Raw genomic sequence first — 26,297 nt, forward strand, 5'->3', positions numbered from 1 at the left:
GGACGTGTCATGGCGCGACTCAGAGCAGTGCTCCTCACCTTGGTCCTCGCCCTGTCCACCCTCACGGCCGTGCCCTCCGCCGCCGCCGTGGCCGCGTCGCCCGGCTGCGCGCCCGCCTTCCAGGGTTCCTCGGTGAACCAGCGGCTGACCACGCTGTTCACCACGTACGGCGACGACAACAGCCGGCTCGACGACTGGACCGGCGCCGACGGCACCTACTCGGTGCGGCTGCCCAACGGGCGCGAGCTGTGGGTGTTCTCCGACACCTTCCTCGGCCAGGTCAACCCCGACGGCTCCCGGCCCCCGGTGGTGGAGGAGGGCGGCACGACCGTCTTCCTGAACAACTCCTTCGCCGTCGAGCGCGACGGCCGCCTGCGCACCATCACCGGCGGCAGCAGCCAGGCCCCGAAGGCCGTGATGCCGCCCCGCGACCAGAACCACTGGTACTGGGCCGGCGACGTGACGCTCGCCGGCGGCATCGTCGAGGTGACCTATCAGGAGTACGAGCGCTTCGGCCCCGGCGCGTGGGACTGGCGCTGGCACCGCAACGTGGTGACCAGGTTCCCCCAGGGCAGGCTCGACCGGCCGCTCAGCGTGCACGACCTGCCCTCGGGCCACGGGGTCGCCTGGGCGTCCGGGATCCTCAAGGACGGCGGGTACACCTACGTCTACGGGGTCGAGGACCACGGCTCGCCGAAGTACATGCACCTCGCCCGGGTCCGGGGCGACAGCCTGCTCGGCACGTGGGAGTTCCTGACCGCCGACGGCACCTGGTCGCGTGACGAGACCGACTCGGCCCGCGTCATGGACGGGGTGGCCAACGAGTACAGCGTGACCAAGGTCGGCGACGGCTACGTGCTCATCACGCACGACACCACCGAGGTGCTCAGCGCGCGGATCGTGGCGTACTCGTCGTGCTCCCCGACCGGCCCGTTCACCGGCAAGCAGGTGATCTACACCACCCCCGAGACCGGCGGGAACATCTTCACCTACAACGCCCACGCCCACCCGGGCATCGCCTCCGACGGGCTGGTCGTCTCCTACAACGTCAACAGCTTCGTCAACACCGACCACTACCGGGACGTGTCGATCTACCGCCCGCGGTTCATCGACGTGAGATTCGGATGATCCTCGACCGCAACTGGGGAGCCCGCCTGCGCCACGGGGGCGTGGGCGGGCTCCGCGCGGTCACGCTGGAGAACGAGCTGCTCCGGGTGACCGTGCTGCCGGGCAAGGGCGGCGACGTCGTCGAGTTCCTGCACAAGCCCACCGACACCGACTTCGTCTGGCTCTCCCCGCAGGGCCTGCGCGACCCGCGCGAGCACCTGCACGGCGCGGCCGACGACGTGGCCCAGTTCGTCGACCACTACGAGGGCGGCTGGCAGGAGGTCTTCCCCAACGGCGGCGCGCCCAGCGAGTACCGCGGCGCCCGGCTGGCCCAGCACGGCGAGGTGTCGGGGCTGCCGTGGGAGTACGAGGTGGTGGCCGACACCGAACGCGAGGTCGCGATCCGGCTCCACGTGCGGACCAGGCGGCTGCCGTACCGGCTGGAACGGACGCTCCGCCTGCGGTCGGGCACGCCCGCGCTGGAGATCGAGGGGCGGGCGGTCAACGACTCCGATCTCCTCCTGCACGCCATGTGGGGGCAGCACCTGGTGTACGGGATGCCGTTCCTGCGCCCGGGGGCCAGGATCCGGCTGCCGGAGGGCGTACGGGTGATCCCGCACGAGACCGCGATCAACCCGGAGGGGCGCCGGGTGAAGGCCGGCGGCCCGTGGGACTGGCCGGTCGTGCCCGCCGACGGCGGCGGCGAGGTCGACCTGAGCGCGGTCCCCGAACGGGGCACGCCCAGCGACATCGTCTACCTGACCGGGTTCCGGGCCGGGTGGTACGAGATCGTCTCGGACCTCGGGCTGCGGGTGGAGTGGGACGCCGAGGTGCTGCCCTATCTGTGGCTCTGGCAGGAGTTCGGCGCCTCCACCGGGTATCCCTGGTGGGGCCGGGCGTTCACGGTCGGGCTGGAGCCGTTCTCCAGCGTGCCGACCGACGGGCTGGCGGCGGCGGTGGCCAACGGCACCGCGCTCGTCCTCGGGCCGGGCGAGACCAGGGTGCTGTCGATGCGTGCGGAGGTGGTGAAGTGACCGAGTTCGACGGCAAGGTGGCGCTGGTCACCGGCGGGTCGATGGGCATCGGCCGGGCGGTCGTGGACCGGCTGGCGGCGGGCGGCGCGTCGGTGGTGTTCTGCGGCGCGGACGAGGGGGCCGCGTCGGAGGGCGAGCGGGTCACCGGCGTGGTCGCCGACGTGCGCCGGGCCGCCGACATGCGTGACCTGGTGGACCTGGCCGTGACCCGGTACGGCGGGCTGGACGTGGTGGTGACGTGCGCGGGCGTGCAGCGCTACGGCACGGTGGTGGACACCCCCGAGGAGGTCTGGGACGAGGTCCTCGACATCAACCTCAAGGGCGTCTACCTCACCTGTCAGGCGGCGGTGCCCCGGCTCGCCGAGCGCGGCGGCGGTTCGGTCGTGGTGGTCTCCTCGGTGCAGGCGTTCGCCTCCCAGGCCCAGGTGGCGGCCTACACGGCGAGCAAGTCGGCGCTGAACGGGCTGGTGCGGGCGATGGCGCTGGACCACGCCGGTGAGGGCGTGCGGGTGAACGCGGTCTGCCCCGGCTCGGTCGACACCCCGATGCTGCGCTGGGCGGCCGACCTGTGGCGGGGCGAGCTGTCGCAGGACGAGCAGGTGGCGCAGTGGGGCCGGGCGCACCCGCTCGGCCGGGTGGCCCGGGCCGAGGAGGTGGCTGAGCTGGTGGCGTTCCTGGCCGGGCCGCGCTCGTCGTTCATCACCGGGGCTGAGCACCGCGTCGACGGCGGCCTGCTGGCCAGGAACCCCGCCGCGCTACCGACGGAGTAGCTCCGCCGCGCGCTCGCGCAGCGCGTCGGACGCCTTCGTGATCGCGCCGGCGTCGTACGGCGGGGCCGGGTCGTACTCGATGACCAGTTGCACCGACTCGGCCGTCTCGTCGCCGGAGACCCGGCCGAGCAGGTCGAACGCCATGTCGATGCCGGCCGACACCCCGGCCGCGGTGACGATCTTGCCGTCGACCACGACCCGCTCGGTCACCGGGTCCGCGCCCGCGCCGGGCAGGAACCCCGTGACCGCCCAGTGGCTCGTCGCCCGCCGCCCCTGGAGCAGCCCCGCCGCGCCGAGCAGGAGCGAGCCGCTGCACACCGACGTCGTCCACCGGGTGTGCTCGTGGGCCTGGCGGATCCAGTCGACCAGGGCCTCGTCGGCGAGCGCGTCGAAGGTGCCGAGGCCGCCGGGCACCAGGATCACGTCCGGCTCCGGCAGGTCGGCGTAGCTCGCGGTCGCGGGGATGGCGAGCGTGCCGAGGTCGTCGTGCACCAGGCCCGGCTCCGCCGCGACGAACGTGACCGTCCAGCCGGGCGCGAAGCCCAGCACGGTGTAGGGGCCGACGGCGTCCAGCGCCGTGAACCTGGGGTAGAGGGGGATCGCGACGTGCATCAGCACTCCTTCGTGTGGAACCGGCGACGGTAGTCGCCGGGTGAGATGCGCAGGTGCGGCGGAAGACGCGGTACGACGTCGGCGGGACCGGCCAGGTCGAGCAGCTGGAAGCCTTCGTGAGCCACCAGGACGACCCGCCTCTTCATACCTTTCATGCTGGTCGTGGCCGTCGCGCGGCGTCAACGACACGACCATTGCGGATTACGCCATCGGCTTTACCCGGGGATCCGTGCCATGACCTGGAGTATGCGTTCAGGCACGCTAAGTTATCGATACTTCCACAGCTCGACTGATCCAGGAGGTCCCCGTTGAGGTTGTCCACCCTCGTGGCCGCCGTCCTGCTCGTCCTCGCCGTGCCCGTCCCGGCCGCGGCCAGCCCGCGCTCGGCCTGCTTCCAGGGCCGGGTCTGCCTGTACGCGGGCTTCGACTTCAACCGCGGCCAGGTCGACCTCTGGCGCGACTTCGTCCGCGACGACCCCGACCTGTCCGGCGACACCTGGCTGAAATGGGACTACACCGACTCCTGGATCGGCATGAACAACGAGACCAGCTCGGCGAAGAACCGGCTCGGCTGCCCGGTGACGCTCTGGCAGAACCCCTACTTCACCGGCGCCCACAGCACGCTCGGTCACGGCACGGGCGACGGGTTCCTGGCCAACAATCCGGTGGGCAACAACCGGGTCAGCTCGCTCGACATCCAGTGCCGATGATCAGGCTTCTCGCCCTCGGGCTGGTGGTGTCGGTGGCGGCGGGCTGCGCGGGCGCGCCGCCGGCGCCGGGGCCGGTCGCCGGCTCGGTGGACGATCTGGTCCTGCCGTTCGACGCCTACAAGCCGGCGCCGGGCCAGCGCGCGCTGCTCGACACCGCGCGGCGCGCGCTGGTCACCCGCTGCCTGAGCCGGCGCGGCGGCCGGCGCGGCCCGGTCCCGCTCGCGCCGCCCGATCCCGGCAACTCCCGCCGCTACGGCGTCGCCGACCCGGCCCAGGCCGCCGAGTTCGGCTACCACCTGCCCGCCGCGCAGGCGGAGCCGGCCGGGTCGGGGAAGCGCGCCAAGAAGGCGCGGCGTCACCCGGCAGGTCTGCGCGCGTGCGAGGAGCGGGCGGCGGTGCGGCTGGCGTCGTCCGGGCAGGCGCCCTGGACGTGGCTGGCGCGGCGCGACGCGCGCACCCTCGAACGCTCCGCCGCCCGCCCGGAGGTGCGTCAGGCCGTCACCGGCTGGGTGGCCTGCATGCGCTCCGCGGGTCATCCGTACCCGTCGCCCGAGGCGGCGATCGGCGACCCCCGCTGGGCCCTGGACAAACCGGTGATCAGCGCTGACGAGAAGCGCACGGCCATCGCCGACACCGCCTGCAAGTGGTCGTCCGGGCTGGTGGCGCGCTGGTTCGCGGCCGACGCCGCGCTGCAGCGGAGGCTCGTCCACAAGCACGCGGGCCGCTTCGCCCTCTTGCGCGCCGACCTGAACGAGCGGGTCCGGCGGGCCACCACCCTCCTGGACCGCAGCTGAATCCGGGCGTTACCGGACGAATCACTCGACAGGGGGACCACCGATCATCCCCGCGGCGGACGCCCCCTCACCCGCCGCGTCCCTAGCGTGTGACCCTGCGAACGGGGCGCATCCGGCTCCCCGTGCGACGAATGCGGGGAAAGAAATGAGCAAGACTCGCACCAGCCTCGACGACATCGCGGCGCTCGGCGCCGAGCTCGACGAGGGCCAGCTGCTGCAGGTGAGCGGGGGCGCGAAGAGCCAGGTCATCGTGATCTGCGGCGGCCACACGCACACCTCCGGCGACAGCAACTAGTGTGCCGCGGGGGCGCGACCATGGCGCGCCCCCGACCGGGACCACGGTCATGATCCTCGTACTGACTTCCGCCGGTGACGAGCACGCCGAACGCGTCGTGGAGGCGCTCGCGGGGGCGGACGTCACCGTCTTCGACCCCGCGGACTTCCCCGTCTCCGCCACCCTGGAGATCGGCCTGCCGGGCGACGGCTCGACCCTGCGGACGCTCGGCCGCGACGGCCGCCGGCTCGTCCTCGACGAGCTGACCGCGATCTGGTACCGCCGCCCCGGAAACCCGGTGGCGCACCCGCGGACCCTCGCCCGCGACCACGTCGAGGAGGAGTGCCGCATCCTGGCCGAGAGCCTGTGGGACGGGCTCGGGTGCCTCAAGGTCCCCGCCTCCAGGCCGGTCATCGACCGCGCGGCGCGCAAACCGTACCAGCTGGACATCGCCCGGCGGCTCGGCTTCGAGCTGCCCGAGACGCTGGTCACCAACGACCCCGAGAGCTTTCTCGACTTCTACCACCGCCACGAGGGCCGGGTGATCACCAAGCCGGTGCACGGCAACCAGTGGGAGGCGGCCGGTGAGCGGTTCGGGCGGTTCGCGGCGCCGGTGACCCCGGCGGACCTGGGTCACGCCGACGCGCTGCGGCTCTGCCCGGTCATCGTCCAGGCGTACGTGCCCAAGCGGGTCGAGGTGCGGGTGACGGTGGTCGGCGGCGAGCTCTTCTCAGCCGAGATCCACTCGCAGGTCAGCAACCACACCCGGCACGACTGGCGGCACTACGACCCCGGCGCCACCCCCGTGCTGCCGCACGACCTGCCGGGCGAGGTCGCCCGGCGCTGCCTGGAGCTGGTCCGGCGGCTCGGGCTGTCCTACGGCGCGATCGACCTGATCGTCACCCCGGACGGCCGCCACGTCTTCCTGGAGATCAATCCGAACGGCCAGTTCCTGTGGATCGAGGAGGCGGCCGGCCTGCCGATCAGCGCGGCGATCGGCGACCTGCTCAAGAGCGGAGCGACGCGATGACGGACGGCCCGATGCTCGCCGACGCGGTCGGCCTGCTCAGCTCGGAGCGGCCCGCCGACGGGCTGGCGGCGTTCCGGGCGGCGTACCCGCGGGTCCGGGCGCGGCTGCTCGCCCAGCGCGAGGAGTTCGACGGCTCGCTCCACCACGCCCTGCTCATCAAGGACGGCGACGCCACGGTCTCCCTCTCCTGGTGCCCGGACCGGGCCCTGCCCTGGCCGCTGCGCGGCGTGCACCGCGCGGGCGAGCACCTGCTGCTCCGGGTCAACGGGATCGAGACGCCGGTGGCCAGGGCGATCGCCTGCCTGGACTTCATCTGGGACGAGTCCGCGCTCGCCGACCGGCTCGTCGCCGACAGCCTGGTGCGCGAGGAACTGGAGGAGACGCGGGAACCGCTGACCGACGCCGCGCTGCAGGAGGCGATGGACGCCTTCCGCCGCGCCCGCGGCCTGCTGACCGCGGCGGCGACCCGGGAGTGGATGGAGCGGCACCGCGTCTCCCACCGCGAGCTGGAGGAGCTGGTATCCCTGGAGGCCGCGGTGGCCGCGCTCCGCAAGCGGGTGTCCGAGGGACGGGTCGAGGAGTGGTTCGCCGCGCACGGCGCGGAGCTCGACGTCGCCCGGGTCGCGCGGGCGGAGTTCGTCGCCGAGCCGGCCGTGCCCGCCCCTGGCGGGTTCCTCGACGCGGTCGAGCGGGCCTTCGCCGACGGTACGGCCCGTCCGGGCGAGGTGTTCGCCACCGTACGCCGGGGCGAGCTCGACGCCGGCCAGGCGGAGCGGATCTTCGCCACCCCGCCGGGGCAGGTCGCCGGGCCGTTCCGCACGGAGCACGGGCACCTGCTGGTCAAGGTCCTGGCGGTGGAGCCCGCCGTGCTCGACGCGGGTACCCGCGACCTCGTCGAACGCCGCGTCTTTCGCGAGTGGGTCGAGCGGCGCAGGAGCACGGCCAAGATCGAATGGTTCTGGGGCCTCGCGGAACGGACGGCGGGCCGATGAAGCCGCTGCCGTACCGGGAGAAGGTGCTCCACCACCACCAGGGCGTCCGGCGGCGCGTCGAGCGCCCCTTCCGGGTCTCCGGGACGCTCGTCGCCTGGCTGTGGATCTACGTGGGCGTGCTGGCGCTGTCGCTGGCGATCGTGGTGGCGCTCGGCGTCCTGCCCGCGCTCGGCGGCGCCCGATGACGCGGGTCAGGGTGCCCGTCCTGCTGCAGAGCACGATGGCCGACTGCGGCGCGGCGTGCCTGGCGATGGTGCTCGGCCACCACGGGCGCAGAGTGACCGTGCGCGAGGTCGCCGCGGACGTCCAGGTGTCCAGGGACGGGCTGACCGCGTTCGCGCTCGTCGAGGCCGCCCGCTCCTACGGCCTGCGCGCCAAGGCGCTCTCGATCGCGCCCGAGCGGCTCGGCTCGGTGCCGGGACCGTTCGTCGTGCACTGGGAGTTCAACCACTTCCTGGTGGTCGAGCGCTGGCGGCCGGACGCCGTCGACGTCGTCGACCCGGCCTCCGGGCGGCGCCGGCTCACCGCGGAGGAGTTCGACCTCGGGTTCACCGGGGTCGTGCTGGCCTTCGAACCGGGTCCGGACTTCAGCGTCCGGGGCCCGGAGCGGCCGCCCTGGCGCGCGAACCTGCTGCGCGCCCTGCTCGTCCGTCACCGCGGCCTGCTGGCCCAGGCGCTGCTCGCGTCGCTGCTCCTGCAGGTGGCCGCGCTCGTGCCGCCCCTGCTGTCAGGGCTCGTCGTGGACGCGGTGCTGCCCGGCGGCGACCGCCACCTGCTGGTGGTCCTCTTCGTCGGCCTGCCGTTCGTGGTGCTGATCCAGGGGATCCTCAGCTACCTGCGCACGGCCGCGCTGCTCATGCTGCGGGCCCGGGCCGACACCGAGTTCACCGCCGGGGTGGTCTCGCGGCTGTTCGCGCTGCCGTACCGGTACTTCACCCTGCGCGGGACGAGCGACCTGGTCATGAGCACGCAGAGCGCGGCCAGCCTGCGGGCCATGCTGTCCGGCCAGGTGTTGTCGGCGCTGCTCGACGGCCCGCTCGCCGTGGTGCTCGTGGTCCTCGTGCTGGTGGGCGACCCGCTGCTGGGCGGGTGCCTGGGCGTGATGGCGGCCGTCCAGGTCGTGCTGCTGGTCCTCACCCGGAAACGGATCACCGACCTCACCGGGCGCGGGCTGACCGCCGCCGCCACCACCCAGGGCCGGCTCATCGAGTCGATCCGGGGCATCGAGTCGATCAAGGCCTCCAGCTCCGAAGGGCGCGCCGTGGAGCGGTGGTCGGCGATGTTCACCGCCCAGATGAACGCCGACCTGCGGCTGGGCCTGACCCGCGGGCTGCTGGACGCCGTGCTGGCGGGCGTCAGAGTCCTCGCGCCCGCGCTGCTGCTGCTCGTGGGCGCGGTCCGGGTGCTCGACGGCGGGCTGAGCCTGGGGACGATGCTCGCGCTCAACGCGCTCGCCGTCTCCGCGCTCACGCCGCTGACCTCGCTGCTGACCAGCCTCCAGGAACTGCAGGAGGCCGGGGCGCACGTCGACCGGCTCGCCGACATCATCGAAGCCGAGCCGGAGCGCACCGGCGGGGCGCGGCCCGAGCTGCGCGGGCAGGTGACGCTGAGCCGCGTCGGGTTCCGCTTCGACCCGCGCTCCCCCTGGACGCTCAAGGACGTCACGCTCAGCATCGAACCGGGGCAGAAGGTCGCGCTGGTGGGCAGCTCCGGCTCGGGCAAGAGCACGCTGGGCAGGCTCCTGCTCGGCCTGTACGAGCCGGTCGAGGGCGAGATCCGCTACGACGGGACGCCCGCCCGCGACCTGGACCCAGTAGGGCTGCGCGCCCGGTTCGGCGTGGTCACCCAGGAACCGCACCTGTTCACCGGCACCATCAGGGAGAACATCGGCCTGACGGTCCCCGGCGCCGGGCTGGACCGGATCGTGCGGGCCGCCGAGCTGGCGCACGTGCACGACGACATCATGGCCATGCCGATGGGCTACGAGACGATGCTGGCCGAGGGCGGCGGGCTGTCCGGCGGCCAGCGGCAGCGGATCGCGCTGGCCCGCGCGCTGCTGCCTGAGCCCCGGATCCTGCTGCTCGACGAGGCCACCAGCCACCTCGACACCGTGGCGGAGGCGGCCATCGAGCACAATCTCGCGACCCTGCCGCTGACCCGGATCGTCATCGCGCACCGGCTGAGCACCGTGCGCGACGCCGATCAGATCCTGGTCGTCGACGCGGGCCGGGTGGCCGAGCGGGGCACCCACGACGAGCTGATGCGGCTCGGCGGACGGTACGCGGCCCTGTCGGACCTCGCCCGGCCACGGCGGTGAGACCGGTCAGAGCTCGGCCGGGACGGACGGGTCGGCGAAGCGCTGGTTCGGCACCCGAGCGAACCAGCCGGGCCGTCCCGGGTCCCGGTCGTAGGGGTAGCCGCCCTCCTGACGGTAGAGCTCGGCGTAGCGGGCCAGCCGTTCCCGGTCCAGCCGCACGCCCAGCCCCGGCCCGGACGGCACCGGGATCGCGCCCCCGGCGTACGCCAGCTTGCCGCCCTCGATCACGTCGTCGCGGAGCTGGTGGTAGTGGGCGTCGGCCGCGTACGTGAGGTTCGGCAGCACCGCGCCCAGGTGGAGCATGGTCGCGAGCTGGATGCCCAGCTCACCGGAGGAGTGCACGGCCACGTCCACCTGGAACGTCTCGCACACCCCCGCCGCCTTCACGCACGCCCGGACACCGCCCCAGAACGTGGTGTCGAGCAGCACCACGTCCGCGCCGCGGCGCAGCACGTTCGCGGCGAGCTGCTCGAAGTTGACCACCACAGTGTTGGTCGCGATCGGCACCCGGACCCGCTCGCGCACCTGCCGCAGCCCCTCCAGACCGAAGACCGGGTCCTCCAGGTAGTCGTTGTCCAGGTCCTCGATGGCCCGGCCGAACCGGATCGCCTCGGCCATCGACAGCACCGCGTTCGGGTCGTACCGGAGCCGGTCACCGGGGAAGGCGGCGGCCAGCGCGAGGTAGCACTCCAGCTCGTAGTCCGGCGGGAACACGCCGCCCTTCAGCTTGTGCACGGTGAATCCGTGCGCCGCCTTCAGCGCCCGGGTGTGCTCGACGAGCTGCTCGGGCGTGCGCACCTCGGGGTAGCCCTCGGCGGCGTAGCGGAAGAACAGGTACGAGGCGAACGGCACCTCGTCGCGGATCCGCCCGCCCAGCAGGTCGCAGACCGCGACCCCGAGCTGCTGCCCGATCAGGTCCAGGCAGGCGAACTCGACGGCGGCCAGCAGTTGGGTCCGGTTGTTGTAGAGCGACGCCGTCGGGTTGGCGATCTTGAAGCGGAGCGTCTCCAGCTGGAACGGGTCGTGGTCGCGCAGGTAGGGCAGCAGGGCGCGGAACGCCGCCTCTGCGCTCTCCCCGCCGCCGCCCATCTCGCCCAGCCCGATCAGCCCGTTGTCGGCCTCGACCTCGACGATCGTGCGCACGAAACGGCCCCAGTGAGCGCCGTTGCTGTGCCGCAGCGGGGCCTCCAGCGGCACGGCGACCGTGGTGGCCCGGATGTCAACGATCTTCACACGTCCCCCAAACCGCGGCGACCCCGCAGGCGGGGATCCGCACCTTGACCGATTCGCCCGTCACCTGGAGCGGTTGCGGCGCGCGGTCCAGTCCCGCGCTCACCCGGGCGGCCCGCAACCCGGGCAGTCCGACGGTCACCTCGACCGGCTCGGCGGCCAGCGACCGCAGCCGCACGACCCGTTCGGCGCCCGCCTGCCCGAGCGAGGTGACCAGGACGTCCGGGTGGTCCACCGACACGTACGCGCGCTCCGGGTCGCATCCCCCGCCGGTCAGCAGGGCGCCGGTGAACGGCTCGGTCAGCCCGGCCGCGGCCAGCGCCCCCAGCCGTCTGCCCGGCACGCCCGGCGCCGAGCGGACCGCGTACCGGAACGTGGTCTCGCCCTGCTGCTGCGCGGGGAAGTTGGTGTCCCAGATGTTGTTCAGCGCCCACGAGTACACCGTGCCCGGCTCCTCGTCCAGCGTCGGCGGGAACGGCGCGTACGGCATGTGGATCGTGCCGAGCTGCACCAGCGGCGCTTCCAGCGTCGCCCAGGCGACGGTCAGCTCGGGGTCCTCGAACGCGATCCAGTGCCGGATGGGCAGCATGTAGGCGGCCGAGCCCGGCACGTGCGGCACGTCGGGGCCGCCGACGCCGCCCGTCAGCTCCCAGGCGGTGGCCTGACCGGCGGCGAACGGGAAGGCCAGGAAGACCGCCTCCTTCGCCGGGGTGCCCTGCTTGGCGAGCTGGTAGGTCAGGTCCAGGCGGGGCACGCCGTAGTGCAGCTCGACCGTGGTGCGCAGCCAGTCGACGCCCTTGCCCTGCAGCTCCACCACCAGCTTCTCGCCGACGGCGGTGCGCTGCGCCTTGACGACCGTGGCGTTGCGGGCGATGGCGCGGTCGCCGAGCAGCGTGCGGTCGTGCGCGCCGACGTGCCCGGACAGGTGGTTGAAGTGCGGCGCCGTGGCGTAGCGGTCGTAGACGTACTGGCCGAACCCGGCGGCGGCGTCCTGGTTGACCAGCTCCCGGCCGGCCTTCTTGTCGAACACCGAGGAGAGGTAACCCTCGCGGACGTCGTAGGTCACCCGGTAGAACTCGTTCTCGATCACCCCGCCGAGGTCCAGTTCGACCGGCTCCGGCGCCTGCGCCTCACCGCGCACGACATCCAGCCGTACGTGCCCGTACCCGGGCAGGTCGGGCACCACGGCATGGATGTGCCGGCCGATCGGCCGGGTCGGCCAGTCGTCCGGGTCCACGTACTCCTCGTGGTGCGGCAGCCGCTCCCCGGTGCGCGCGTCCACCAGCGCGATCGGCACGTCCACCGGCACCACGTCGCGGGGCAGGAACGCGCGGACCACGTCGGTCCGCCGCGCGGTGCCCGGGTTGAACACCGCGAAGGCCGCGAGCGCGCCCTCTCCGGGAGCGGCGCCGTCCCCTGACGCGGCACCGGTCCCGGCGAGGGCAGGTCCGTCGCCGCCCAGGGCGGCGGCGAAGTGGCGGGTGGCGGCCTGCAGCAGGTCCAGGGCGTCGTCCCCGGCGTCGTAGGCGCCCGACGACTTGCGGGTCCACTGCAGCCCGCCCGAGTCGCCGGCCTCCTCGGCGTCCTCCCACGGGTTGGCCGCTCCCCAGGTGTGCTCGTTGAACAGCGCCACCTTGTCGTAGGCCGCGTCCACCTGCTCGGTGGCGTCGGCGCCGGCCAGCGTGTGCAGCGTCTCGGCCGCGCGCAGCGCCGCCTGGGCGCGCCGCACGTAGCCCAGCGGCCGCGCCCCCGACCCGAGCCCGTCGGCCCACCAGTCGGTCCAGTCGCCCTCGTGCACGGCCAGCCGGTCGTGGTGGTGCTCGGCCACGTGGTCGAAGAAGTCGCTGTTGACGGCCGACCGCAGCCGCGGCCACGCCCACTGCTCCCGCCACCGGCGGGCGATCGACGCCGGCACGATCGACGGCCCGGCGTTGTCGGCGTGCGCCCCCTGCACCCGCAGGTGCAGCACGTCCAGCTCGTACGGTTCGCGCGGCGCGTCCGGTCCCTGCCAGCCGAACGTGCCCGGCCCGTACGGGTAGCCGCGCGAGGCCAGCGCGGCCAGGTAACGCGGCAGCAGGTCGTCGGCCAGTTCGTAGGAGTCGGTCAGCCCGACCGTGTTGCCCTCCATGTAGGCCATGCCGTGCGGGGTGTCGGTGAACCACACGAGCAGTTCGTTCCCGCTCGGCGCCCGCCAACGGAACGGCCGGGTCAATTTCTCCCCGCCGTGCAGGTACGGCACGGACCGGCCGGCCCAGTTGTGCGCCGCGGCCAGGTAGCGCACCCCGGCCGCCGACAGCGCGTCGATCAGCCCGACGACCGCGCCCGGCACGTCGGTGTGCATGGCCGACCTGGTGGCGAACCCGTACGCGCGCTCCAGGCGGGTGGTGAAGCGGAGCTGGCGGTACAGCTCCTCGGTGGAGCACGCCTCGGTGTGCAGCTGGAACGGCAGCGCGGTGACCTCGATGATCCCCTCGCGGGCCAGCGCGGCGAACCGGTCGACCTGCTCCGGCGGGCGCGCGTCCAGCCATTTCAGCGCCGGCATCGACGACTCGACCGTCCAGCGGAACTTCGCGTCGTCCGGCCAGGAGGCGGTCTCGCCGGCCAGCCGCACGGCCGCGTCCAGGTAGTCGAGGTGGTGGCGGAGCACGGTGCCCTGCGGATCGGTGTAGCCGATGTCCAGGTGCGAGTGGTGCACGACGAACACGGTCCACTTGCGCTGCGGCGTGACCGTCACCCGGGCGGTGCCGACCACCCCGGCGTCGTCGCGGCACTCCAGCGTCAGCGCCCGCGGCTCGCTCACCTCCGGCACCAGCAGCGTCACGTCCGTGCCCGCGGCGCTGTCGACCCCGACCAGCACGTGCGTCAGCGGGACCGTGCTGGACACCCGGACCGCCTGGCGGCCGTCGTGGGTGAACAGCGGCAGCACCGCCACCCGCACCTCCAGCCCGCGCTCGCTGATCACCGGCGTCGAGGTGCCGGTGCGCAACGCCTGGCGGATCCCGTCGTAGTCCGGTGAGCCCAGGCTCCGCTGCAGCAACCGGCTCGTCATCACACACTCCCTAGGGACAGGCCACGGGCGAACAGCCGCTGGGTGGCGAGGAACAGCACGACCGTCGGCAGCGACACCACCAGCCCCGCCGCCAGTCCGACCGGCACCGGGGTCCCGGCGTACACGTCGGTCATCAGCCCGGCCAGCGCGGTCATCACCGGCCGCACCTCGGCCGTCTGGGTCAGCGTCAGGCCGAAGATCAGGTCGTTCCAGATGAAGGTGAACTCCAGGATGAATACGGCGGCCAGCGCGCTGGTCGACAGCGGCAGGTAGATCCGCCAGAAGATGCGGAACGTGGACGCGCCGTCCATGCGGGCCGCCTCGAAGATCGAGAACGCGACTCCGCTGTAGAAGTTCCGCAGCACGAACGCGGCCAGCGGCACGTTGATCGCCGTGTAGACGAGGATCATCCCGGCGCGGCTGTCGTACAGGCCGGCGTCGCTGTAGCCGACGAAGAGCGGCACGAGCAGCATCTGGGCCGGGAAGACGGTCCCGCCGAAGATCAGCAGGAACCACCAGAACCCGTGCCGCAGCCGCAGCACCACGATCGTGTAGCCGGCCAGCGCGCCGATGAGCACGCCCAGCGCGGGCGAGACCAGGCTGTAAAGAGCGGTGCTGGCCAGGCTGGCGCCCAGGTCGGCGCTGTCCAGCGCGCGCAGGAAGTTGGTGACCAGCGAGAAGTCGTCCGGCGGCGCCCACGCCCGCGACGCGTCGTACGACTCCGGCGACCGCGAGGCGTTCACCAGCAGCAGGTAGGTCGGCCCGAGCCAGATCAGGCCGAGCACGATCAGCACGGCGCGCCGGATCATCGCACCTGCCTCCTGAGATAGAGGTAGGACGCCAGCCCGGTGACCACCGTCAGCACCACCGCCACCGCCGAGCCGTAGCCGTAGTCGCTGGCCACGAACGTCTCCTTGTACATGGTCACCGCGAGCGTCTCGGAGTTGCGTCCCGGCCCGCCCTGCGTCAGCACCCAGACGATGTCGAACGTCTTGAGGCTCGCCACCAGCGCCAGCCCGACCACGACCGCGGTCAGCGGGCGCATCAGCGGCCAGATGACGTACCGGAACAGCCGCCACCCGGACGCCCCGTCCAGCCTGGCCGCCTCGATCGGCTCCTTCGGGATCGACTGCAGCCCGACGACGAACAGCAGCGTGTTCACGCCGAGCTGCTGCCACGTCCACACCAGCAGCATCGCGATCGTGTTGTGCGGCGCCTCCTGCAGGAACGCGGTGTCCACGCCGAGCAGGTTGTTGGCCACCCCGTCGTGCGACAGGATCGGGCTCCACACCAGGGCCAGCCCGGCGCCGCTGAGCGCGTACGGCAGCATGAACGGCAGCCGGTACCACCCGCCGCCCTTGATGTCGTACGAGAGCACGGCGACGAGCAGCCCCAGCCCGACCGGCAGCACCATCGTGCCCGCCACCCAGATCAGCGTGTTGCGCACCGAGGTGAGCAGCACGGGGTCGTCGAGCAGCTTGACGAAGTTGGCGAAACCGACCCACTCCGGCGGCACCAGCCCGTCGTACCGGGTCAGGCTCAGGTAGGCCGTCCACAGGAACGGCGTGTAGAGCAGCCCGGCGACGAGCAGCGCCGCCGGGGCGACGTAGCCGTGCCTGAACCGGCCCAGCATGGGAGCTCGGGTCACTGGTGCGTGCTCCAGTACTCGTCGGCCTCCTTCTGGATGGTCTCCAGCACTTCCTGCTGGGTGCTGGTGTCGGTGACGAACTTGGAGAAGCCGTCCAGCGCGGCGGTCAGGATCGGCGGCGGGGTGGCCTCGAAGTAGCGGTTGACCAGGCGGTACTCACCGCTGCCCGCGTCCTTGGTGACCTTGCCGAGCGCCTCGTCGGCGATCTGCACCTTGGGGTTGGCGCTCACGTCGCCGCGGGCGGTGGCCCACTTCTCCTGCGCCTGGGCGGTGGTCCACCAGGTCAGGTACTTGGTGCTGGCCGCCGGGTCGGGCGCCTTGGCGAGCGAGCACAGCGGGCCGCTCTCGAAGATCATGGAGGTCTTCGGCAGCGACGCGTTCACGTTGGGGATGACGAAGAAGCCGTAGTCCTCGCCCGCCTTCATGCCGCGCTGGGTCATGCTCGTGTTGAACCAGGTGCCGAAGGACACCATCGCCGCCTTGCCGCTCTTCAGCAGGTCAGCCGGGTCGGTCTTGTCGCCCGGGTTGACGAAGTAGCCGGCGTCGACGAGTTCCTTCCACTTGTTCATCACGGCGACCACACCGGGGTCGGTGTACTTGGCCTTGCCGGTGGACAGCCGGTCGTACAGGTCGGGGTCCATGCCGGCCATGAGCTGCTCGAACCAGACGAACGAGAACAGCACGCTGGTGTGGTAGAACGCCTTGACCCCCTGCTGCTTCAGAGTGTCGGCGATCTTGACGAGGTCGTCCCAGGTCTCCGGCGGCTGCAGGCCGTGCTCGTCGAAGACCTTCTTGTTGTAGAACATGCCCCAGTACGCGACGTTCATCGGCACGCAGTACTGCTTGCCGTCGATGGTGTAGTACGGGGCCAGGTCCTGCGACAGGTCGCCGTTCTTGATGGCCTCCTGCCAGATGGCCGTGGTCTCGGCCACCTGCTTCTGCTTGACGATCTCCTCCAGCATCCCCCCGGTCTGCCAGGTGAAGAGGTCGGGTTTGACGTTCGTCCGGAACGAGGCCTTGATGAACGCCTGGTACTGCGCGGAGTCGGTGTAGCCGCTCGGTTTCATGCCCAGGCCGATGGCCTGCTTGGACGCGGCGCCCATCTGCTCGAAGTACTCGCTCCAGGCGCCCTTGTCGTTGTAGAGGGTCAGCTCGGTCTTCTGCTGCGGCGCCTCGGCGCCGTTCCCGCCGCAGGCGGCGAGAAGGAGGGCTGCCACGCCGATCGTGGCCACACGTGACCGGACCATGTTCCCGGCCTCCTTGATCATTCGGGGGGGTGGTGCGTCCTCTGCTCGATCACGGTCCGCACGTCCATCAGGTGAGCCCGCATGCGCTCCTCGGCCGCCGCCGCGTCGCGCGCCTCGATCGCCTCGAGGATCGCCAGGTGCTCCTCGTAGTCGCGCCGCCGGTCGTCGAAGATCTGCAGGATCGCCTGCTGCTCGGCCGCGTGGACGGTGAGCAGCGAGTCGACCACCTCGTGCAGGACGGTGTTGCCCGCCATCCGGGCGGTGGCCCGGTGGAAGGTCATGTTGGCGTCGTGCAGTTCGGCGTCCTGGCCGCGCAGGTGGCCCGCGGCGTCCGCGAGCACCCGCTGGAGCGCCGTCAGCTCCGCCTCGGTGCCGTGGCGGGCCGCCATCGCGGCCAGCGGCGGCTCGATGACGATGCGCGCGCCCAGCAGGTCGAGCAGCTTGGGCGTGTGCATCGCGCGCATGTTGGGGTTGGGCAGCACGAGCCGCTCGATGGCGGCGCCGACATAGATGCCGGACCCGTGCCGCAGCTCGATCGCGCCCGTCGCCTCCAGCCTGCGCAGCGCCTCGCGCAGCGTGGGCGTGGTGACGGCGAACCGCTGGGACAGCTCTCTGGTGGAAGGCAGCCGGTCACCCGGCCGGTGCCCGCCCTCGCGGATGAGCTCCAGCATGCGCTCGGTGAGCGCGTCCGACAGGGTGGGCCGTGCGACCTCTGACATATCAAGTGATCTAATCACTTAACCGCATGCGTGTCCATGGCACCGCGAACGGCATTCTCAGCCGGAGATCTCCGTCAGCAGCCGCCGCATCTGCTCGATCTGCGCCTTGCGCGACTCCTGCACCGTGGCCGCCCAGCGGGTCGCCTCCGGGTTCACCCCGTCGCGGACCTCCGCCGCGGCCATCTGGACGGCCCCGTCCTGATGGGCGATGAGCAGCGTCAGCAGCTCGGGCTCGAACGGGTCCGCCGCCCGGAGCGCGGCGATCTTCTTCCGGTCGGTCTCGGGCACCCCGCCGTGATGGTCGTGCGCGCCGTCGGGCGGCGTGAGCGGCTGCTCCCACGCGTGCAGCCAGCGCAGCATCATCTCGACCTCGGTCTGCTGAGTGCTCACGACGGCCGCCGTCAGCGTCTTCAGCTCCTCCGTGGTCGCCTTCTCGACGCCCACCCCGGCGATCTCGATCCCCTGCCGGTGGTGCTGGACCATCATCTGGACGAACATCACGTCATCGGCGTTCACCGGATCGCCCGTGGGCCCGGCTCCGCAGGCGACCACCAGCAGGAGCGCCACAGCGGCGAGAACGCGTCTCATGCCGAGCAAGCGTGTCATCCACCCGCCGCCCCCGCCACCCCGTCTCATACCGGGATGACTCATCCCAGGGTGGCCGCCGTCACCAGCGCAGGCCGGTGCTGAGCACCGCCCCGTCGAACAGGCCCTGGCCCGCCGGGCGCCATCCGGCCCGCGCCGCGTACTCCGACCCGTACGGCGGCCTGATCTCGTGCCATCCGCACGTCTGGATCTGCCCCTCGGCCGTGATGTGCATCCGGTGGCACTTCAGCTCCTTGGTGACCGGCTTCTCCAGGAACGTGTCGTACGCCTGCACCACCATGTCCGTACGCGTGCCGACCGGGCCGCGTAACCGGCTCCTGATCAGCATGCGGCTGTCACGCACCCGCACGCACGCCTCCAGCTCCACGCCGCCTCCCGCGTCGGTCCACGGGCTGCACCGATCCCCGCTGCCCTGGGCCTCCGGCTGGACGGTCACACCCGGCACCGGCGGATCAGGGGCCCAGGTCCGCCCCGTCAACATCCCGCCCAGAAAGGCGATCACGCCCACCGCACCAGCGGCCACCGCCGCCGTGAGCAGCGGCACCGACCTGCGCGGCGCAGGCTCCTCGACGGTCGGGGCGGCGGTCGGTGAGGCGGGCGGGGGCGGCTCCGGCGGGGCGGTGCGGCGGCTGTGGTGGTCGGCGGCCCTGGTTCGCCAGCCGCGCTCCTCCGCCTCCAGCCGCTTGCGGAGGTCGTCGACGGCGCCGCCGAGGGCGATCAGGGCCCGCGCCCGTTCCGCCGGCAGCTGCAGCGCCGCGGCGATGTCGCGCATCGCGTCCGCGCCCGGCAGGCGGTTGCGGTCGGCGAGCTGACGGGAGCCCGACAGCCAGCGGGAGACGAGCGAGGGGCTGGCGTCCGCGACCCGGTTCGCGAGGTACTTCTGCGGGCGGTTCTGGGAGCGCAGCGCCTCCCGGATGCCCTCAGCCGCCTCGTCCAGCGCGGCGGCCAGCCCGTCCGCGAGCTCCTCGAACGTCCCCATCGCAGCGCGCCGCCCCTTCCCGCAATTGTCCTCCGGACCGTGGAACCGCAGGTGAAGCCCGGTGCAAGCGGTGGCGCAACATTCCACGGACCGCACCGTCTGGCCCCCGTCGGCCAGGCCCGGCCAGTCTTGCAACGCAACAAACGATCAATGCTCGCACAGGATGCGAGACGGATTGGAGACCCATGCGATCACTGGTCATCGCCCTCGCCGCCGCCGCCACGCTGGCCGGGCTGCCCGCCACCACCGCCGCCGCCCAGACCTCCGCGCTGCCCACCTGCTCCGGCACGCGGGTGATGCGCGAGCCCGTGCACCTCCAGCAGAACATGGCCAAGGCGGCGTACATCCACGTCTTCTACGACTCGCGCACGTCGACCGCCTGCGCCTACCTCAACTCCACGAACGCCACGTGGGGCGTCCGGAAGCACATGACGATCATGCTGAAGCACTGCGCCCGTCCCGCCGCCGGCTACGGCGGGTGCGACGGACAGCTGCAGTCGACGGCCGTCCGCGGCTGGTACACCGGCCGCACCCACACCGCCCGGCTGCGCATCTCGCGCGGCTGCATGATGGCGACGGGGCGGATCTACTGGGGCAAGAACTACGGCCTGTTCTCCACCAAGGGCAACGCGTGCGTGAACGGGGCGAGCAGCGCCTCCCGCGGATAGGCGTCAGTGCAGGGGCACGGTGTTCCACGGGCTGTCAGGGGCCGCCAGCAGGGCGCGGTGCGCGTCCAGCACGGTGGTGTACCAGTCGCCGAACGTCTCCTCGTCGAAGTGCAGGCAGCGGCCGAGCACGTAGCCGGCCGAGAACTCCGGCCACGAACCGTACGCGGCCTGCACCGCCTTGCCGGCCCGCTCGACCGCGGCGTGCAGCTCCTGCTCGGAGGCGTACCGTGCGCCGCGGCCCCAGCGGGCCACCATGGTGGCGCGGCCCAGGTCCCAGGCGGCGACGGTGCGCACGTAGCCGTCGGGAGGGAGGAGGCCGTCGGCGCGGAAACGCGACTCGTACCGCATGATCTTGCCGGCCAGCCCGCGCAGGCTGGTCGCCAGGTCGTCCAGGTCCTCGCCGGAGACCTCGTCCCGCAGTTGCGCGCGGATGCTCTGCTCGACGCAGTCGCGCCACACCACCGGGTCGACGCGCCGCTCCCCCGTCTCCTGGGCGAGCCAGAGGCGGGCGCCGAGCACGTACTCCCACACCCACGGGCTGAGTTCGGCGGCGAGCAGGCGTTCCGTGGTGTCCAGCCAGTCGTCGTGGTCGTGGACGCCCCAGCTCTCGGCCAGCCGCTGGACCTCGCTGCCGTAGCCGGCGCCGTGCCAGTCCAGCGTGTTCCAGGCGTCGCCGTTGCCGTAGCACAGGTGGGCGCCGCAGGCGAGGCCGCGCAGCACGCCCTCGTCCAGCGGCAGTCCGGTGCGGCGGGTCTCGATGCGGTCGCAGGTGCCGTCCGGCCGGAACAGCTCGTCGTGCAGCTCGATCCAGGCGTCCTGCTCCTCCTCCGTCGCCAGGAACGCCCTGGCGCACGGCGTCGCCCCGTTCACCAGGAGGACGCGCACGTCGTCGGGCCAGAGCGCGGCCAGCCCGCGCAGCGTGACGAACTCGTACACCAGGTCCGGGTGCGGGCGCGGCAGCACGCCCGCCGTGTACGCCTGCACGAGCCGGCGACCGTCCGGCAGCGCCGTCACGAGCAGCGGCGCCGCCCCGTCGCTTCCTCTGGCCTCGGCGAGCGGCACCGGCCGGTACAGCCCTTCGGCGGCGATCGTCCTCAGGTAGGCCAGGTGCGCCTCGGCGCCGCCGTCGCGGCACAGCTCGTACAGCCGCTGTTCCCGGAACGCCGGCGCGAGCCACCGCTCCCCCTCGGGAGGATCTTCCAGGTACGGGAGTACCGCGTCGTGGGTCTCGTCCTCGGGAGGCATGGGCGCAATATAGCGACTTAATGGATCATGTGCCGGAAGCCCGGCACGGGAGTTCACGTGCCGGGCTTCCGGGGTTCCTTACGGGCGGTTGACGGACTCACAGGCCACCGGGGCGTCGGCGGCGTCCACGAAGGCGGTGTCGTTCTGGCCACCGCAGTCGATCAGCGTGTCCTTGGTGCCCTTGACGTCGACGGCGTCGATCACGTCGGCGCCGCCCCTGCCCTCCAGACGGTCCGCGCCCTGGTCCCCGTCCAGGGTGTCGGAGCCCGAGGAGCCGATCAGCGTGTCGGCGCCGACGGTGCCGCGGATGATCTCCACGTCGAGCGTGACGTCGTCGCGGTCCAGGCTGGGCCGGCCGTCGGTGCGGATGGTGTCGTTCTTGGTGACGGTCACGGGCGTGCCGCTGGAGCCGTAGTCGACGGTGTCGGTGCCGTCGCCGCCCCTGTAGGTGAAGGCGGTGCCCTGGAAGCCCCGCCCGCCCAGGAAGACGTCGCCGCCCGGGCCGCCGTCGACGGTGCCCACCAGGCCCATCAGCGACGAGAAGCGGTCGTTGCCCCGGCCCAGGTTCGCGTTGAGCGTGGTGACCCCGGTGCCGCAGTTCACCTCGTTGGCCGAGACCTGGGTGCAGCCGGTGCCCGCGAGGACCCCGCCGAACACGTGCGTCCGGCCGCTCACCTCCTGGACGGTCAGGTTGTCGTTCCGGGTGATGTCCGCCGGCGCCGTGATGGTGACGGTGCTGCCGCTCCGCGTGACGGTCGGCTCGCCGGCGGCGGCGTGACCGGCGGCGGGCACCGCCGCCAGGACGCCGGCGGCCAGGCCGCCGAGCAGGGACACGCGGATGAGGCCGTGCTTGATGCTGTTCATGGTTTCTGTACCCCGTAGGAGATCTTCGGCGGCGTCCCCTTGAGCGCCGCTCACGTTCGTCGCCTAAGGTGCCGGAGATTTCTGCTCGTTACTGTGCATAACTCCATGTATCAAGCGTTACCGAGAAAAATGCACATTCGATCTTCGATCCATTTGACAGGAAAAACTGTCCAATGGTTTCATCGAGGTATGGCCGCAACCGAGATGTCGCTCATGGACGAGCCCGAGCGCCTGCGCGTCGCCCTGACGCCCATCCGCCGGCAGCTCCTGGCCCGCCTGCGCGAGCCGGCCTCGGCGGTCCAGCTCGCGGCCGAGCTCGGCCTGCCCCGCCAGCGGGTCGGCTACCACCTGAAGATCCTGGAGCAGGAAGAGCTGATCGAGCTGGTCGAGGAGCGCCGCCGGCGCGGCTGCGTCGAGCGCGTCATGCGCGCCACCGCCAAGGCCTTCCTCGTCGACCCCGGCGTGCTCACCTCCCCCGCCCAGGTCGACGCCGACTTCGCCCGCATCGCCGACCGCCACTCCGCCGAGCACCTGGTCGAGACCGCCGCCGGCACCGTCCGCGACGTCACCCGGATGGCCTCGGCGGCCGACCGCCAGGGCGCCCGCCTGCTGACCTTCACCCTGGAGGCCGAGGTGCGCTTCGCCGAGCCGGGCGACGTGCACCGCTTCACCGACGAGCTGGCCGAGGCCGTCTCCCGCATCGCGGCCCGCTACGACACCGCCGGCGGCAGGCCCTACCGCCTCACCGCCGGCGGCCATCCCGCCCCGCGCACCTGAATCCCACTCCCGAAGGAGCTCCGATGACGGACGAACGGTTCACCGTCGAGGTCACCATCTCCGCGCCGGTCGAGGAGGTGTGGCGGGCGCTGCGCGAGCCGGAGCGGATCCGGCGCTGGCACGGCTGGCACTCCGACGGCCTCGACAAGGAGATCGAAGTCATCTACGCCGAGCACGTCACCGAGTCGCCGGAAGAACACTGGATGGAGGTCCAGGGCGGCGACAGGTTCGAGCTGACCGACGCCGGCGGCGGCCGCACCCGCCTGCGCATGACCCGGGCCCCGCTCAGCGGCGACGCCGAGTGGGACGCCTACTACGACGACGTCAACGAGGGCTGGATCACCTTCATCCACCAGCTCAGGTTCGCCCTGGAGCGCCACCCCGGAGCCGACCGGCGCACCGTCTTCCTGTCGGGCCGCGGCACCACCCCGACCCTGACGGCCGCCGGCCTGGCCGCGCTCGCCGACCTCGTCCCCGGCGCCCCGTACGCGCACACCGCCCCCACCGGCGAGCCGCTCGCCGGCACCGTCTGGTTCCGCACGGACCACCAGCTCGGCCTCACCGTCGACGGCTGGGGCGACGGCCTCCTCGTGGTCGCGCACACCCCGGCCGCCCCGGTCCACCCGGAGGGCGTCGCCATGATGGTGCTGACCACGTACGGCCAGACGGACGAGGAGTTCGCCGCCCTGGAGGCGCGCTGGAACGCCTGGTGGTCGTCGGCCGTCCCGGCGGCCTGATCAACGGGGCGAAACTGTCGGCGCCCGCTGCGAGACTGCGCGGGTGCCGACATCCGACCTCGCTCCCATCTCAACTTTCTGGGACTCTTCCGCCGAAGCCTTCGACCACGAGCCCGACCACGGCCTGCGCAGCCCGCAGGTGCGCGCCGCCTGGTGGCTCAGGCTCACCCAGTGGCTGCCCAGCGGCGCCTCCGACATCCTCGACCTGGGCTGCGGCACGGGTTCGCTGACCCTCCTGCTCGCCCAGCAGGGCCACCGCCCGACCGGCGTCGACCTCTCGCCCCGCATGATCGAGCAGGCCGCGCGCAAGCTGGAGCAGGCGGGCTTCGGCGCGCCCCTGCTGGTCGGTGACGCCGCCGACCCGCCCGTGGAGCCCGGCGCGCGGTTCGACGTGATCCTCGTACGCCATCTGCTGTGGACCCTGCCCGCGCCCGAGCAGGCGCTCCGCCGCTGGCTGGAGCTGCTCCGCCCGGGTGGCAGGCTGGTGCTGGTCGAGGGCCGCTGGGACACTTCAGGCACCGCCCCGTACGCCGCCTCGCCCCCGCTGCCGTGGGTCGGCGGCGTGCCCGCCGACCAGCTGACCGCGGCGCTCGCCCCGATGGCCCGGGTGGTCCACCACGAGCGCCTCACCGACCCTGCGCTGTGGGGCAAGCCGATCGACGACGAACGTTACGTGCTGATCGCCCGCCCCGCACCCGACGGGGAGAAGCAGACGACGCCCTAGCGCGAGGACGGCCCCTCCTGGCAGGCGTCACAGCGCGGGGCCTCCCCCGGCGGGCGTCACAGCGCGGGGCCTCCCCCGGCGGGCGTCACAGCGCGGGGCCTCCCCCGGCGGGCGTCACAGCGCGGGGCGGAGCAGGCGTTTGGCCTCGTCGTGGTGGCCGGCCATCTCGCGCAGCGTCTCGCCCGTCGCCTTCAGCACCGCCAGCCGGGCGCCCGGGTTGTCGCGCAGGGCGCGCGCGACGGCCTTGACCATGCCGGGCATCGCCAGCGTCTCGCGCGGGTCCCGGATCCTGGAGTAGACCTCCAGGATCCGGCGCACCCCGCCGGGCCCGTCGGTCAGCCCGCGCAGCAGCTCGATCTGCACGTACGCGAGCCCGTCGCCGCGCCCGAGCAGGTTCGTCCAGTGATACATGAGCAGACACTGCGCATCGCGCGACCGCTCCCAGGCGGCCGTCGCGTCGTCGAGGGCCGCCCGGTCGTCCACCACGCCGGCGACCCGCTCGCCCAGCAGCCGCCCGAACCTCACGGCGTCGCGGATGCCCTGCGCCGTGACCGGGTCCTTGAAGTGCCCGGCGTCGCCGACCAGCGCCCAGCCGGGCCCCGCCGACTTGCGGAAGAACGACGGGTGCACGGCCGAGCTGACGATCTTCGTCGCCCTGGTGCACCCTTCGAGGCGCTTGGCCAGCCCAGGCACCAGCTTGACGGTACGGTCGAACTCCGCCTCCAGGTCTCCCCTGAAGTCGCCGGCCCGTTCGGCCGGGGGCATCAGCAGCACCAGCGACAGCCCGCCGTCGCAGGGGAAGGCGTTGCCCAGCTCCCGCCCGGTCAGCCACATCGCCGCGGTGGTGCGCCATTCCTCGCGGGGGTCCTCGTAGTACGCGTAGTAGCAGGCCCGGCCGTTGTCGTGGGTGAGCCGCGGCTGCTCGGCGCCGACCAGGCGGGCGACGGTGGAGCGTCGGCCGTCGGCGCCGATGACGAGGCCGGCGCGGATCTCGTACTCCGGCCCGCCGCGCTCGCTGACCTTGACGCCCACCACCCGGCCTCCCTCCCACAGGAGGTCGACGACCCGGTGGCCCTCCCTGACCTCGGCGCCGGCGGCGCGGGCGGTGTCGACGAGGGCGGCGTCCAGCGCGGTGCGCCGGACGCACAAGCCGTAGTCGATGCCGTCGATCGGGGTGTAGCGGCCGGAGGCGGCGTGGTCGGGGCCGCCGACGAAGGCGCGGGAGAGCTTCGGCGCGCCGATCTTCTCGACGCGTTCCAGCGCGCCGGCCTTGGCCAGCTCGGCGACACCCGAGGCGAAGAGCAGGTGGGTGGAGACCGTGGTGGACGGGAACCGCGCCGGGTCCACAGCGATCACCTTGACTCCGCGCCGCGCCAGTGCGGCGGCGGCGGAGGAACCCGCGCAGCGCGCTCCGGCGATGACGACGTCTGCGTGCTCTGGCATCGGGCCTCCTGGCGCGCTAACCGACTCTAGTGTCGGTTTTATGCCTGCGAGGGGCGCGGCGTCAACGGGTCGGAGGTAGGCTGCCGGACATGGCGATCCAGGAGCCGAAGAGGCGCATGCGTGGTTCCGCCCGCCGGGCCCGGATCACCGAGGCGGCCCTGGAAGTCTTCGCCGCCCGCGGCTACCACGCCACCGCCATGGAGGAGATCGCCGCCGCGGCCGGGGTCACCCGTTCGGTGCTCTACGACCACTTCCCGTCCAAGCGGGTCCTGCTGATCACGGTGCTGCAGGAGCAGAACGCGCGCCTGGTCGAGCACATCGGCGCCCGCATCACCGGCACCGGCTCGCCCGGCCGCCGGCTGCGCGCCACGCTCGACGCCTACTTCAGCTTCTCCGAAGACTGGCCCGACGCCCGCCGCCTGCTGTTCGACCACACCGACGAGGACGACCCGGAGATCAAGGCCGTGCGCTGGGGCATCCGCGAGACCCGCACCCGCTCGGTCGCCGTCATGCTCGGGCGCGACCTGCGCAACCTGGGGCTCGACCCCGACAGCGACACCGCGCACGCCGTGGTCGAGCTGCTCATCTCCGGCACCGACGGCCTCGCCCAGTGGTGGGCCAGAAACCCGTCGATGCCGCGCGCCCACCTCGTCGAGGCCGCGATGCTCGTGCTGTGGAACGGGCTCTCCCAGACGCCGGGACGCACATCCGCATCTTGACA

General features: G+C 72.5%; 28 protein-coding genes. 15 read left to right on the top strand and 13 right to left on the bottom strand.

Annotated elements, in window-relative coordinates; genetic code table 11:
* Window positions 1-9: 9 nt before the first annotated feature.
* From ACGFI7_RS24460 to ACGFI7_RS24470, 3 genes are read left to right on the top strand one after another with little or no spacing between them, the layout of a single operon-like run.
* On the top strand, window positions 10-1,128 hold the full coding sequence (locus tag ACGFI7_RS24460) for a DUF4185 domain-containing protein (protein ID WP_393408437.1): 1,119 nt from the start codon (window positions 10-12) through the stop codon (window positions 1,126-1,128).
* On the top strand, window positions 1,125-2,141 hold the full coding sequence (locus ACGFI7_RS24465; protein ID WP_393408440.1) for a DUF4432 family protein: 1,017 nt from the start codon (window positions 1,125-1,127) through the stop codon (window positions 2,139-2,141). The genes ACGFI7_RS24460 and ACGFI7_RS24465 overlap by 4 nt, the downstream gene beginning before the upstream one ends.
* On the top strand, window positions 2,138-2,911 hold the full coding sequence (locus ACGFI7_RS24470) for an SDR family NAD(P)-dependent oxidoreductase (protein ID WP_393408443.1): 774 nt from the start codon (window positions 2,138-2,140) through the stop codon (window positions 2,909-2,911). The genes ACGFI7_RS24465 and ACGFI7_RS24470 overlap by 4 nt, the downstream gene beginning before the upstream one ends.
* On the opposite strand, the gene ACGFI7_RS24475 is transcribed toward ACGFI7_RS24470, so the two are convergent.
* Both ACGFI7_RS24475 and ACGFI7_RS24480 read right to left on the bottom strand, forming a co-directional pair.
* On the bottom strand, window positions 2,897-3,523 hold the full coding sequence (locus tag ACGFI7_RS24475) for a DJ-1/PfpI family protein (protein ID WP_393408446.1): 627 nt from the start codon (window positions 3,521-3,523) through the stop codon (window positions 2,897-2,899). The two genes, ACGFI7_RS24470 and ACGFI7_RS24475, sit on opposite strands and share 15 nt — an antisense overlap.
* Window positions 3,523-3,669, bottom strand: a complete 147-nt coding sequence (locus tag ACGFI7_RS24480; protein ID WP_393408449.1) for a hypothetical protein — start codon at window positions 3,667-3,669, stop codon at window positions 3,523-3,525. Before ACGFI7_RS24480 ends, ACGFI7_RS24475 begins: the two co-directional genes overlap by 1 nt.
* A 162-nt stretch (window positions 3,670-3,831) precedes the next feature.
* Between ACGFI7_RS24480 and ACGFI7_RS24485 the strand changes: the two genes are divergently transcribed.
* The 7 genes from ACGFI7_RS24485 (at window position 3,832) to ACGFI7_RS24515 (ending at window position 9,640) form a co-directional block, all read left to right on the top strand.
* Entirely contained in the window at window positions 3,832-4,233 is a 402-nt protein-coding gene (locus tag ACGFI7_RS24485; protein WP_393408451.1) for a peptidase inhibitor family I36 protein, read from the top strand.
* A complete protein-coding gene (locus ACGFI7_RS24490) occupies window positions 4,230-5,027 on the top strand; it encodes a hypothetical protein (protein ID WP_393408454.1) in 798 nt (265 codons plus the stop codon). The genes ACGFI7_RS24485 and ACGFI7_RS24490 overlap by 4 nt, the downstream gene beginning before the upstream one ends.
* A gap of 145 nt (window positions 5,028-5,172) precedes the next feature.
* On the top strand, window positions 5,173-5,322 hold the full coding sequence (locus ACGFI7_RS24495; RefSeq protein WP_393408456.1) for a hypothetical protein: 150 nt from the start codon (window positions 5,173-5,175) through the stop codon (window positions 5,320-5,322).
* Between the two features lie 49 nt (window positions 5,323-5,371).
* Window positions 5,372-6,331, top strand: coding sequence for an MvdC/MvdD family ATP grasp protein (locus ACGFI7_RS24500; protein ID WP_393408459.1), 960 nt, complete (start codon window positions 5,372-5,374; stop codon window positions 6,329-6,331).
* Window positions 6,328-7,323, top strand: a complete 996-nt coding sequence (locus ACGFI7_RS24505; RefSeq protein WP_393408462.1) for a TIGR04500 family putative peptide maturation system protein — start codon at window positions 6,328-6,330, stop codon at window positions 7,321-7,323. The genes ACGFI7_RS24500 and ACGFI7_RS24505 overlap by 4 nt, the downstream gene beginning before the upstream one ends.
* Window positions 7,320-7,508, top strand: coding sequence for a hypothetical protein (locus tag ACGFI7_RS24510; RefSeq protein ID WP_393408464.1), 189 nt, complete (start codon window positions 7,320-7,322; stop codon window positions 7,506-7,508). Before ACGFI7_RS24505 ends, ACGFI7_RS24510 begins: the two co-directional genes overlap by 4 nt.
* Window positions 7,505-9,640, top strand: coding sequence for a peptidase domain-containing ABC transporter (locus tag ACGFI7_RS24515; protein ID WP_393408466.1), 2,136 nt, complete (start codon window positions 7,505-7,507; stop codon window positions 9,638-9,640). The genes ACGFI7_RS24510 and ACGFI7_RS24515 overlap by 4 nt, the downstream gene beginning before the upstream one ends.
* 6 nt (window positions 9,641-9,646) lie before the next feature.
* Here ACGFI7_RS24515 and ACGFI7_RS24520 read toward each other — a convergent pair whose 3' ends face one another.
* The 8 genes from ACGFI7_RS24520 to ACGFI7_RS24555 form a co-directional block, all read right to left on the bottom strand.
* Window positions 9,647-10,873, bottom strand: a complete 1,227-nt coding sequence (locus ACGFI7_RS24520; RefSeq protein ID WP_393408468.1) for an enolase C-terminal domain-like protein — start codon at window positions 10,871-10,873, stop codon at window positions 9,647-9,649.
* Window positions 10,860-13,919, bottom strand: a complete 3,060-nt coding sequence (locus tag ACGFI7_RS24525) for a glycoside hydrolase family 38 C-terminal domain-containing protein (protein ID WP_393408470.1) — start codon at window positions 13,917-13,919, stop codon at window positions 10,860-10,862. The genes ACGFI7_RS24520 and ACGFI7_RS24525 overlap by 14 nt, the downstream gene beginning before the upstream one ends.
* Window positions 13,919-14,728 carry a carbohydrate ABC transporter permease gene (locus ACGFI7_RS24530; RefSeq protein WP_393408472.1) on the bottom strand — a complete coding sequence of 270 codons (810 nt, stop codon included), beginning with the start codon at window positions 14,726-14,728 and terminating at the stop codon, window positions 13,919-13,921. Before ACGFI7_RS24530 ends, ACGFI7_RS24525 begins: the two co-directional genes overlap by 1 nt.
* Complete coding sequence (locus ACGFI7_RS24535) at window positions 14,725-15,567, bottom strand: carbohydrate ABC transporter permease (RefSeq protein ID WP_393408475.1); 843 nt, start codon at window positions 15,565-15,567, stop codon at window positions 14,725-14,727. Before ACGFI7_RS24535 ends, ACGFI7_RS24530 begins: the two co-directional genes overlap by 4 nt.
* Window positions 15,564-16,814 carry an ABC transporter substrate-binding protein gene (locus ACGFI7_RS24540; RefSeq protein WP_393408478.1) on the bottom strand — a complete coding sequence of 417 codons (1,251 nt, stop codon included), beginning with the start codon at window positions 16,812-16,814 and terminating at the stop codon, window positions 15,564-15,566. Before ACGFI7_RS24540 ends, ACGFI7_RS24535 begins: the two co-directional genes overlap by 4 nt.
* Window positions 16,815-16,831: 17 nt before the next feature.
* The gene (locus tag ACGFI7_RS24545) at window positions 16,832-17,533 is read right to left on the bottom strand and encodes a FadR/GntR family transcriptional regulator (protein ID WP_393408480.1); all 702 of its coding nucleotides are present in this window, start codon (window positions 17,531-17,533) and stop codon (window positions 16,832-16,834) included.
* 57 nt (window positions 17,534-17,590) lie between these two features.
* Window positions 17,591-18,121, bottom strand: coding sequence for a DUF305 domain-containing protein (locus ACGFI7_RS24550; protein WP_393408483.1), 531 nt, complete (start codon window positions 18,119-18,121; stop codon window positions 17,591-17,593).
* Between the two features lie 79 nt (window positions 18,122-18,200).
* Window positions 18,201-19,118 carry a hypothetical protein gene (locus ACGFI7_RS24555; protein ID WP_393408485.1) on the bottom strand — a complete coding sequence of 306 codons (918 nt, stop codon included), beginning with the start codon at window positions 19,116-19,118 and terminating at the stop codon, window positions 18,201-18,203.
* A 185-nt stretch (window positions 19,119-19,303) separates the two neighbouring features.
* Between ACGFI7_RS24555 and ACGFI7_RS24560 the strand changes: the two genes are divergently transcribed.
* Window positions 19,304-19,786: a hypothetical protein gene (locus tag ACGFI7_RS24560; protein ID WP_393408487.1), complete on the top strand. Its 483-nt coding sequence runs from the start codon at window positions 19,304-19,306 to the stop codon at window positions 19,784-19,786.
* Window positions 19,787-19,789: 3 nt separating this feature from the next.
* On the opposite strand, the gene ACGFI7_RS24565 is transcribed toward ACGFI7_RS24560, so the two are convergent.
* Both ACGFI7_RS24565 and ACGFI7_RS24570 read right to left on the bottom strand, forming a co-directional pair.
* A complete protein-coding gene (locus ACGFI7_RS24565; RefSeq protein ID WP_393408489.1) occupies window positions 19,790-21,031 on the bottom strand; it encodes a DUF1266 domain-containing protein in 1,242 nt (413 codons plus the stop codon).
* A 78-nt stretch (window positions 21,032-21,109) separates the two neighbouring features.
* A complete protein-coding gene (locus ACGFI7_RS24570; protein ID WP_393408492.1) occupies window positions 21,110-21,895 on the bottom strand; it encodes a calcium-binding protein in 786 nt (261 codons plus the stop codon).
* A gap of 189 nt (window positions 21,896-22,084) precedes the next feature.
* On the opposite strand from ACGFI7_RS24570, the gene ACGFI7_RS24575 reads away from it, so the two are divergent.
* The 3 genes from ACGFI7_RS24575 to ACGFI7_RS24585 are packed head-to-tail and all read left to right on the top strand — an operon-like array spanning window position 22,085 to window position 24,133.
* A complete protein-coding gene (locus ACGFI7_RS24575) occupies window positions 22,085-22,672 on the top strand; it encodes an ArsR/SmtB family transcription factor (RefSeq protein WP_393408494.1) in 588 nt (195 codons plus the stop codon).
* Between the two features lie 23 nt (window positions 22,673-22,695).
* On the top strand, window positions 22,696-23,409 hold the full coding sequence (locus tag ACGFI7_RS24580; RefSeq protein WP_393408497.1) for an SRPBCC domain-containing protein: 714 nt from the start codon (window positions 22,696-22,698) through the stop codon (window positions 23,407-23,409).
* Between the two features lie 43 nt (window positions 23,410-23,452).
* Window positions 23,453-24,133 (top strand): class I SAM-dependent methyltransferase, encoded by a 681-nt coding sequence (locus ACGFI7_RS24585; RefSeq protein WP_393408499.1) that lies wholly within the window; start codon window positions 23,453-23,455, stop codon window positions 24,131-24,133.
* A 114-nt stretch (window positions 24,134-24,247) separates the two neighbouring features.
* Here ACGFI7_RS24585 and ACGFI7_RS24590 read toward each other — a convergent pair whose 3' ends face one another.
* Entirely contained in the window at window positions 24,248-25,576 is a 1,329-nt protein-coding gene (locus ACGFI7_RS24590; protein WP_393408502.1) for an NAD(P)/FAD-dependent oxidoreductase, read from the bottom strand.
* A gap of 89 nt (window positions 25,577-25,665) precedes the next feature.
* On the opposite strand from ACGFI7_RS24590, the gene ACGFI7_RS24595 reads away from it, so the two are divergent.
* Complete coding sequence (locus ACGFI7_RS24595; RefSeq protein ID WP_393408504.1) at window positions 25,666-26,295, top strand: TetR/AcrR family transcriptional regulator; 630 nt, start codon at window positions 25,666-25,668, stop codon at window positions 26,293-26,295.
* Window positions 26,296-26,297: the final 2 nt, after the last annotated feature.

The sequence above is a fragment of the Nonomuraea sp. NPDC048826 genome, assembly GCF_043198225.1.
Taxonomy (GTDB): Bacteria; Actinomycetota; Actinomycetes; order Streptosporangiales; family Streptosporangiaceae; genus Nonomuraea.

Coding starts and splice junctions, on each gene's coding strand:
- ACGFI7_RS24565 (WP_393408489.1), bottom strand. CDS start 21,031: ATGCCTCCCGAGGACGAGACCCACGACGCGGTACTCCCGTACCTGGAA.
- ACGFI7_RS24480 (WP_393408449.1), bottom strand. CDS start 3,669: ATGAAGAGGCGGGTCGTCCTGGTGGCTCACGAAGGCTTCCAGCTGCTC.
- ACGFI7_RS24555 (WP_393408485.1), bottom strand. CDS start 19,118: ATGGGGACGTTCGAGGAGCTCGCGGACGGGCTGGCCGCCGCGCTGGAC.
- ACGFI7_RS24475 (WP_393408446.1), bottom strand. CDS start 3,523: ATGCACGTCGCGATCCCCCTCTACCCCAGGTTCACGGCGCTGGACGCC.
- ACGFI7_RS24550 (WP_393408483.1), bottom strand. CDS start 18,121: ATGAGACGCGTTCTCGCCGCTGTGGCGCTCCTGCTGGTGGTCGCCTGC.
- ACGFI7_RS24495 (WP_393408456.1), top strand. CDS start 5,173: ATGAGCAAGACTCGCACCAGCCTCGACGACATCGCGGCGCTCGGCGCC.
- ACGFI7_RS24510 (WP_393408464.1), top strand. CDS start 7,320: ATGAAGCCGCTGCCGTACCGGGAGAAGGTGCTCCACCACCACCAGGGC.
- ACGFI7_RS24505 (WP_393408462.1), top strand. CDS start 6,328: ATGACGGACGGCCCGATGCTCGCCGACGCGGTCGGCCTGCTCAGCTCG.
- ACGFI7_RS24595 (WP_393408504.1), top strand. CDS start 25,666: ATGGCGATCCAGGAGCCGAAGAGGCGCATGCGTGGTTCCGCCCGCCGG.
- ACGFI7_RS24540 (WP_393408478.1), bottom strand. CDS start 16,814: ATGGTCCGGTCACGTGTGGCCACGATCGGCGTGGCAGCCCTCCTTCTC.
- ACGFI7_RS24500 (WP_393408459.1), top strand. CDS start 5,372: ATGATCCTCGTACTGACTTCCGCCGGTGACGAGCACGCCGAACGCGTC.
- ACGFI7_RS24580 (WP_393408497.1), top strand. CDS start 22,696: ATGACGGACGAACGGTTCACCGTCGAGGTCACCATCTCCGCGCCGGTC.
- ACGFI7_RS24515 (WP_393408466.1), top strand. CDS start 7,505: ATGACGCGGGTCAGGGTGCCCGTCCTGCTGCAGAGCACGATGGCCGAC.
- ACGFI7_RS24525 (WP_393408470.1), bottom strand. CDS start 13,919: ATGACGAGCCGGTTGCTGCAGCGGAGCCTGGGCTCACCGGACTACGAC.
- ACGFI7_RS24575 (WP_393408494.1), top strand. CDS start 22,085: ATGGCCGCAACCGAGATGTCGCTCATGGACGAGCCCGAGCGCCTGCGC.
- ACGFI7_RS24465 (WP_393408440.1), top strand. CDS start 1,125: ATGATCCTCGACCGCAACTGGGGAGCCCGCCTGCGCCACGGGGGCGTG.
- ACGFI7_RS24545 (WP_393408480.1), bottom strand. CDS start 17,533: ATGTCAGAGGTCGCACGGCCCACCCTGTCGGACGCGCTCACCGAGCGC.
- ACGFI7_RS24560 (WP_393408487.1), top strand. CDS start 19,304: ATGCGATCACTGGTCATCGCCCTCGCCGCCGCCGCCACGCTGGCCGGG.
- ACGFI7_RS24570 (WP_393408492.1), bottom strand. CDS start 21,895: ATGAACAGCATCAAGCACGGCCTCATCCGCGTGTCCCTGCTCGGCGGC.
- ACGFI7_RS24530 (WP_393408472.1), bottom strand. CDS start 14,728: ATGATCCGGCGCGCCGTGCTGATCGTGCTCGGCCTGATCTGGCTCGGG.
- ACGFI7_RS24490 (WP_393408454.1), top strand. CDS start 4,230: ATGATCAGGCTTCTCGCCCTCGGGCTGGTGGTGTCGGTGGCGGCGGGC.
- ACGFI7_RS24460 (WP_393408437.1), top strand. CDS start 10: ATGGCGCGACTCAGAGCAGTGCTCCTCACCTTGGTCCTCGCCCTGTCC.
- ACGFI7_RS24590 (WP_393408502.1), bottom strand. CDS start 25,576: ATGCCAGAGCACGCAGACGTCGTCATCGCCGGAGCGCGCTGCGCGGGT.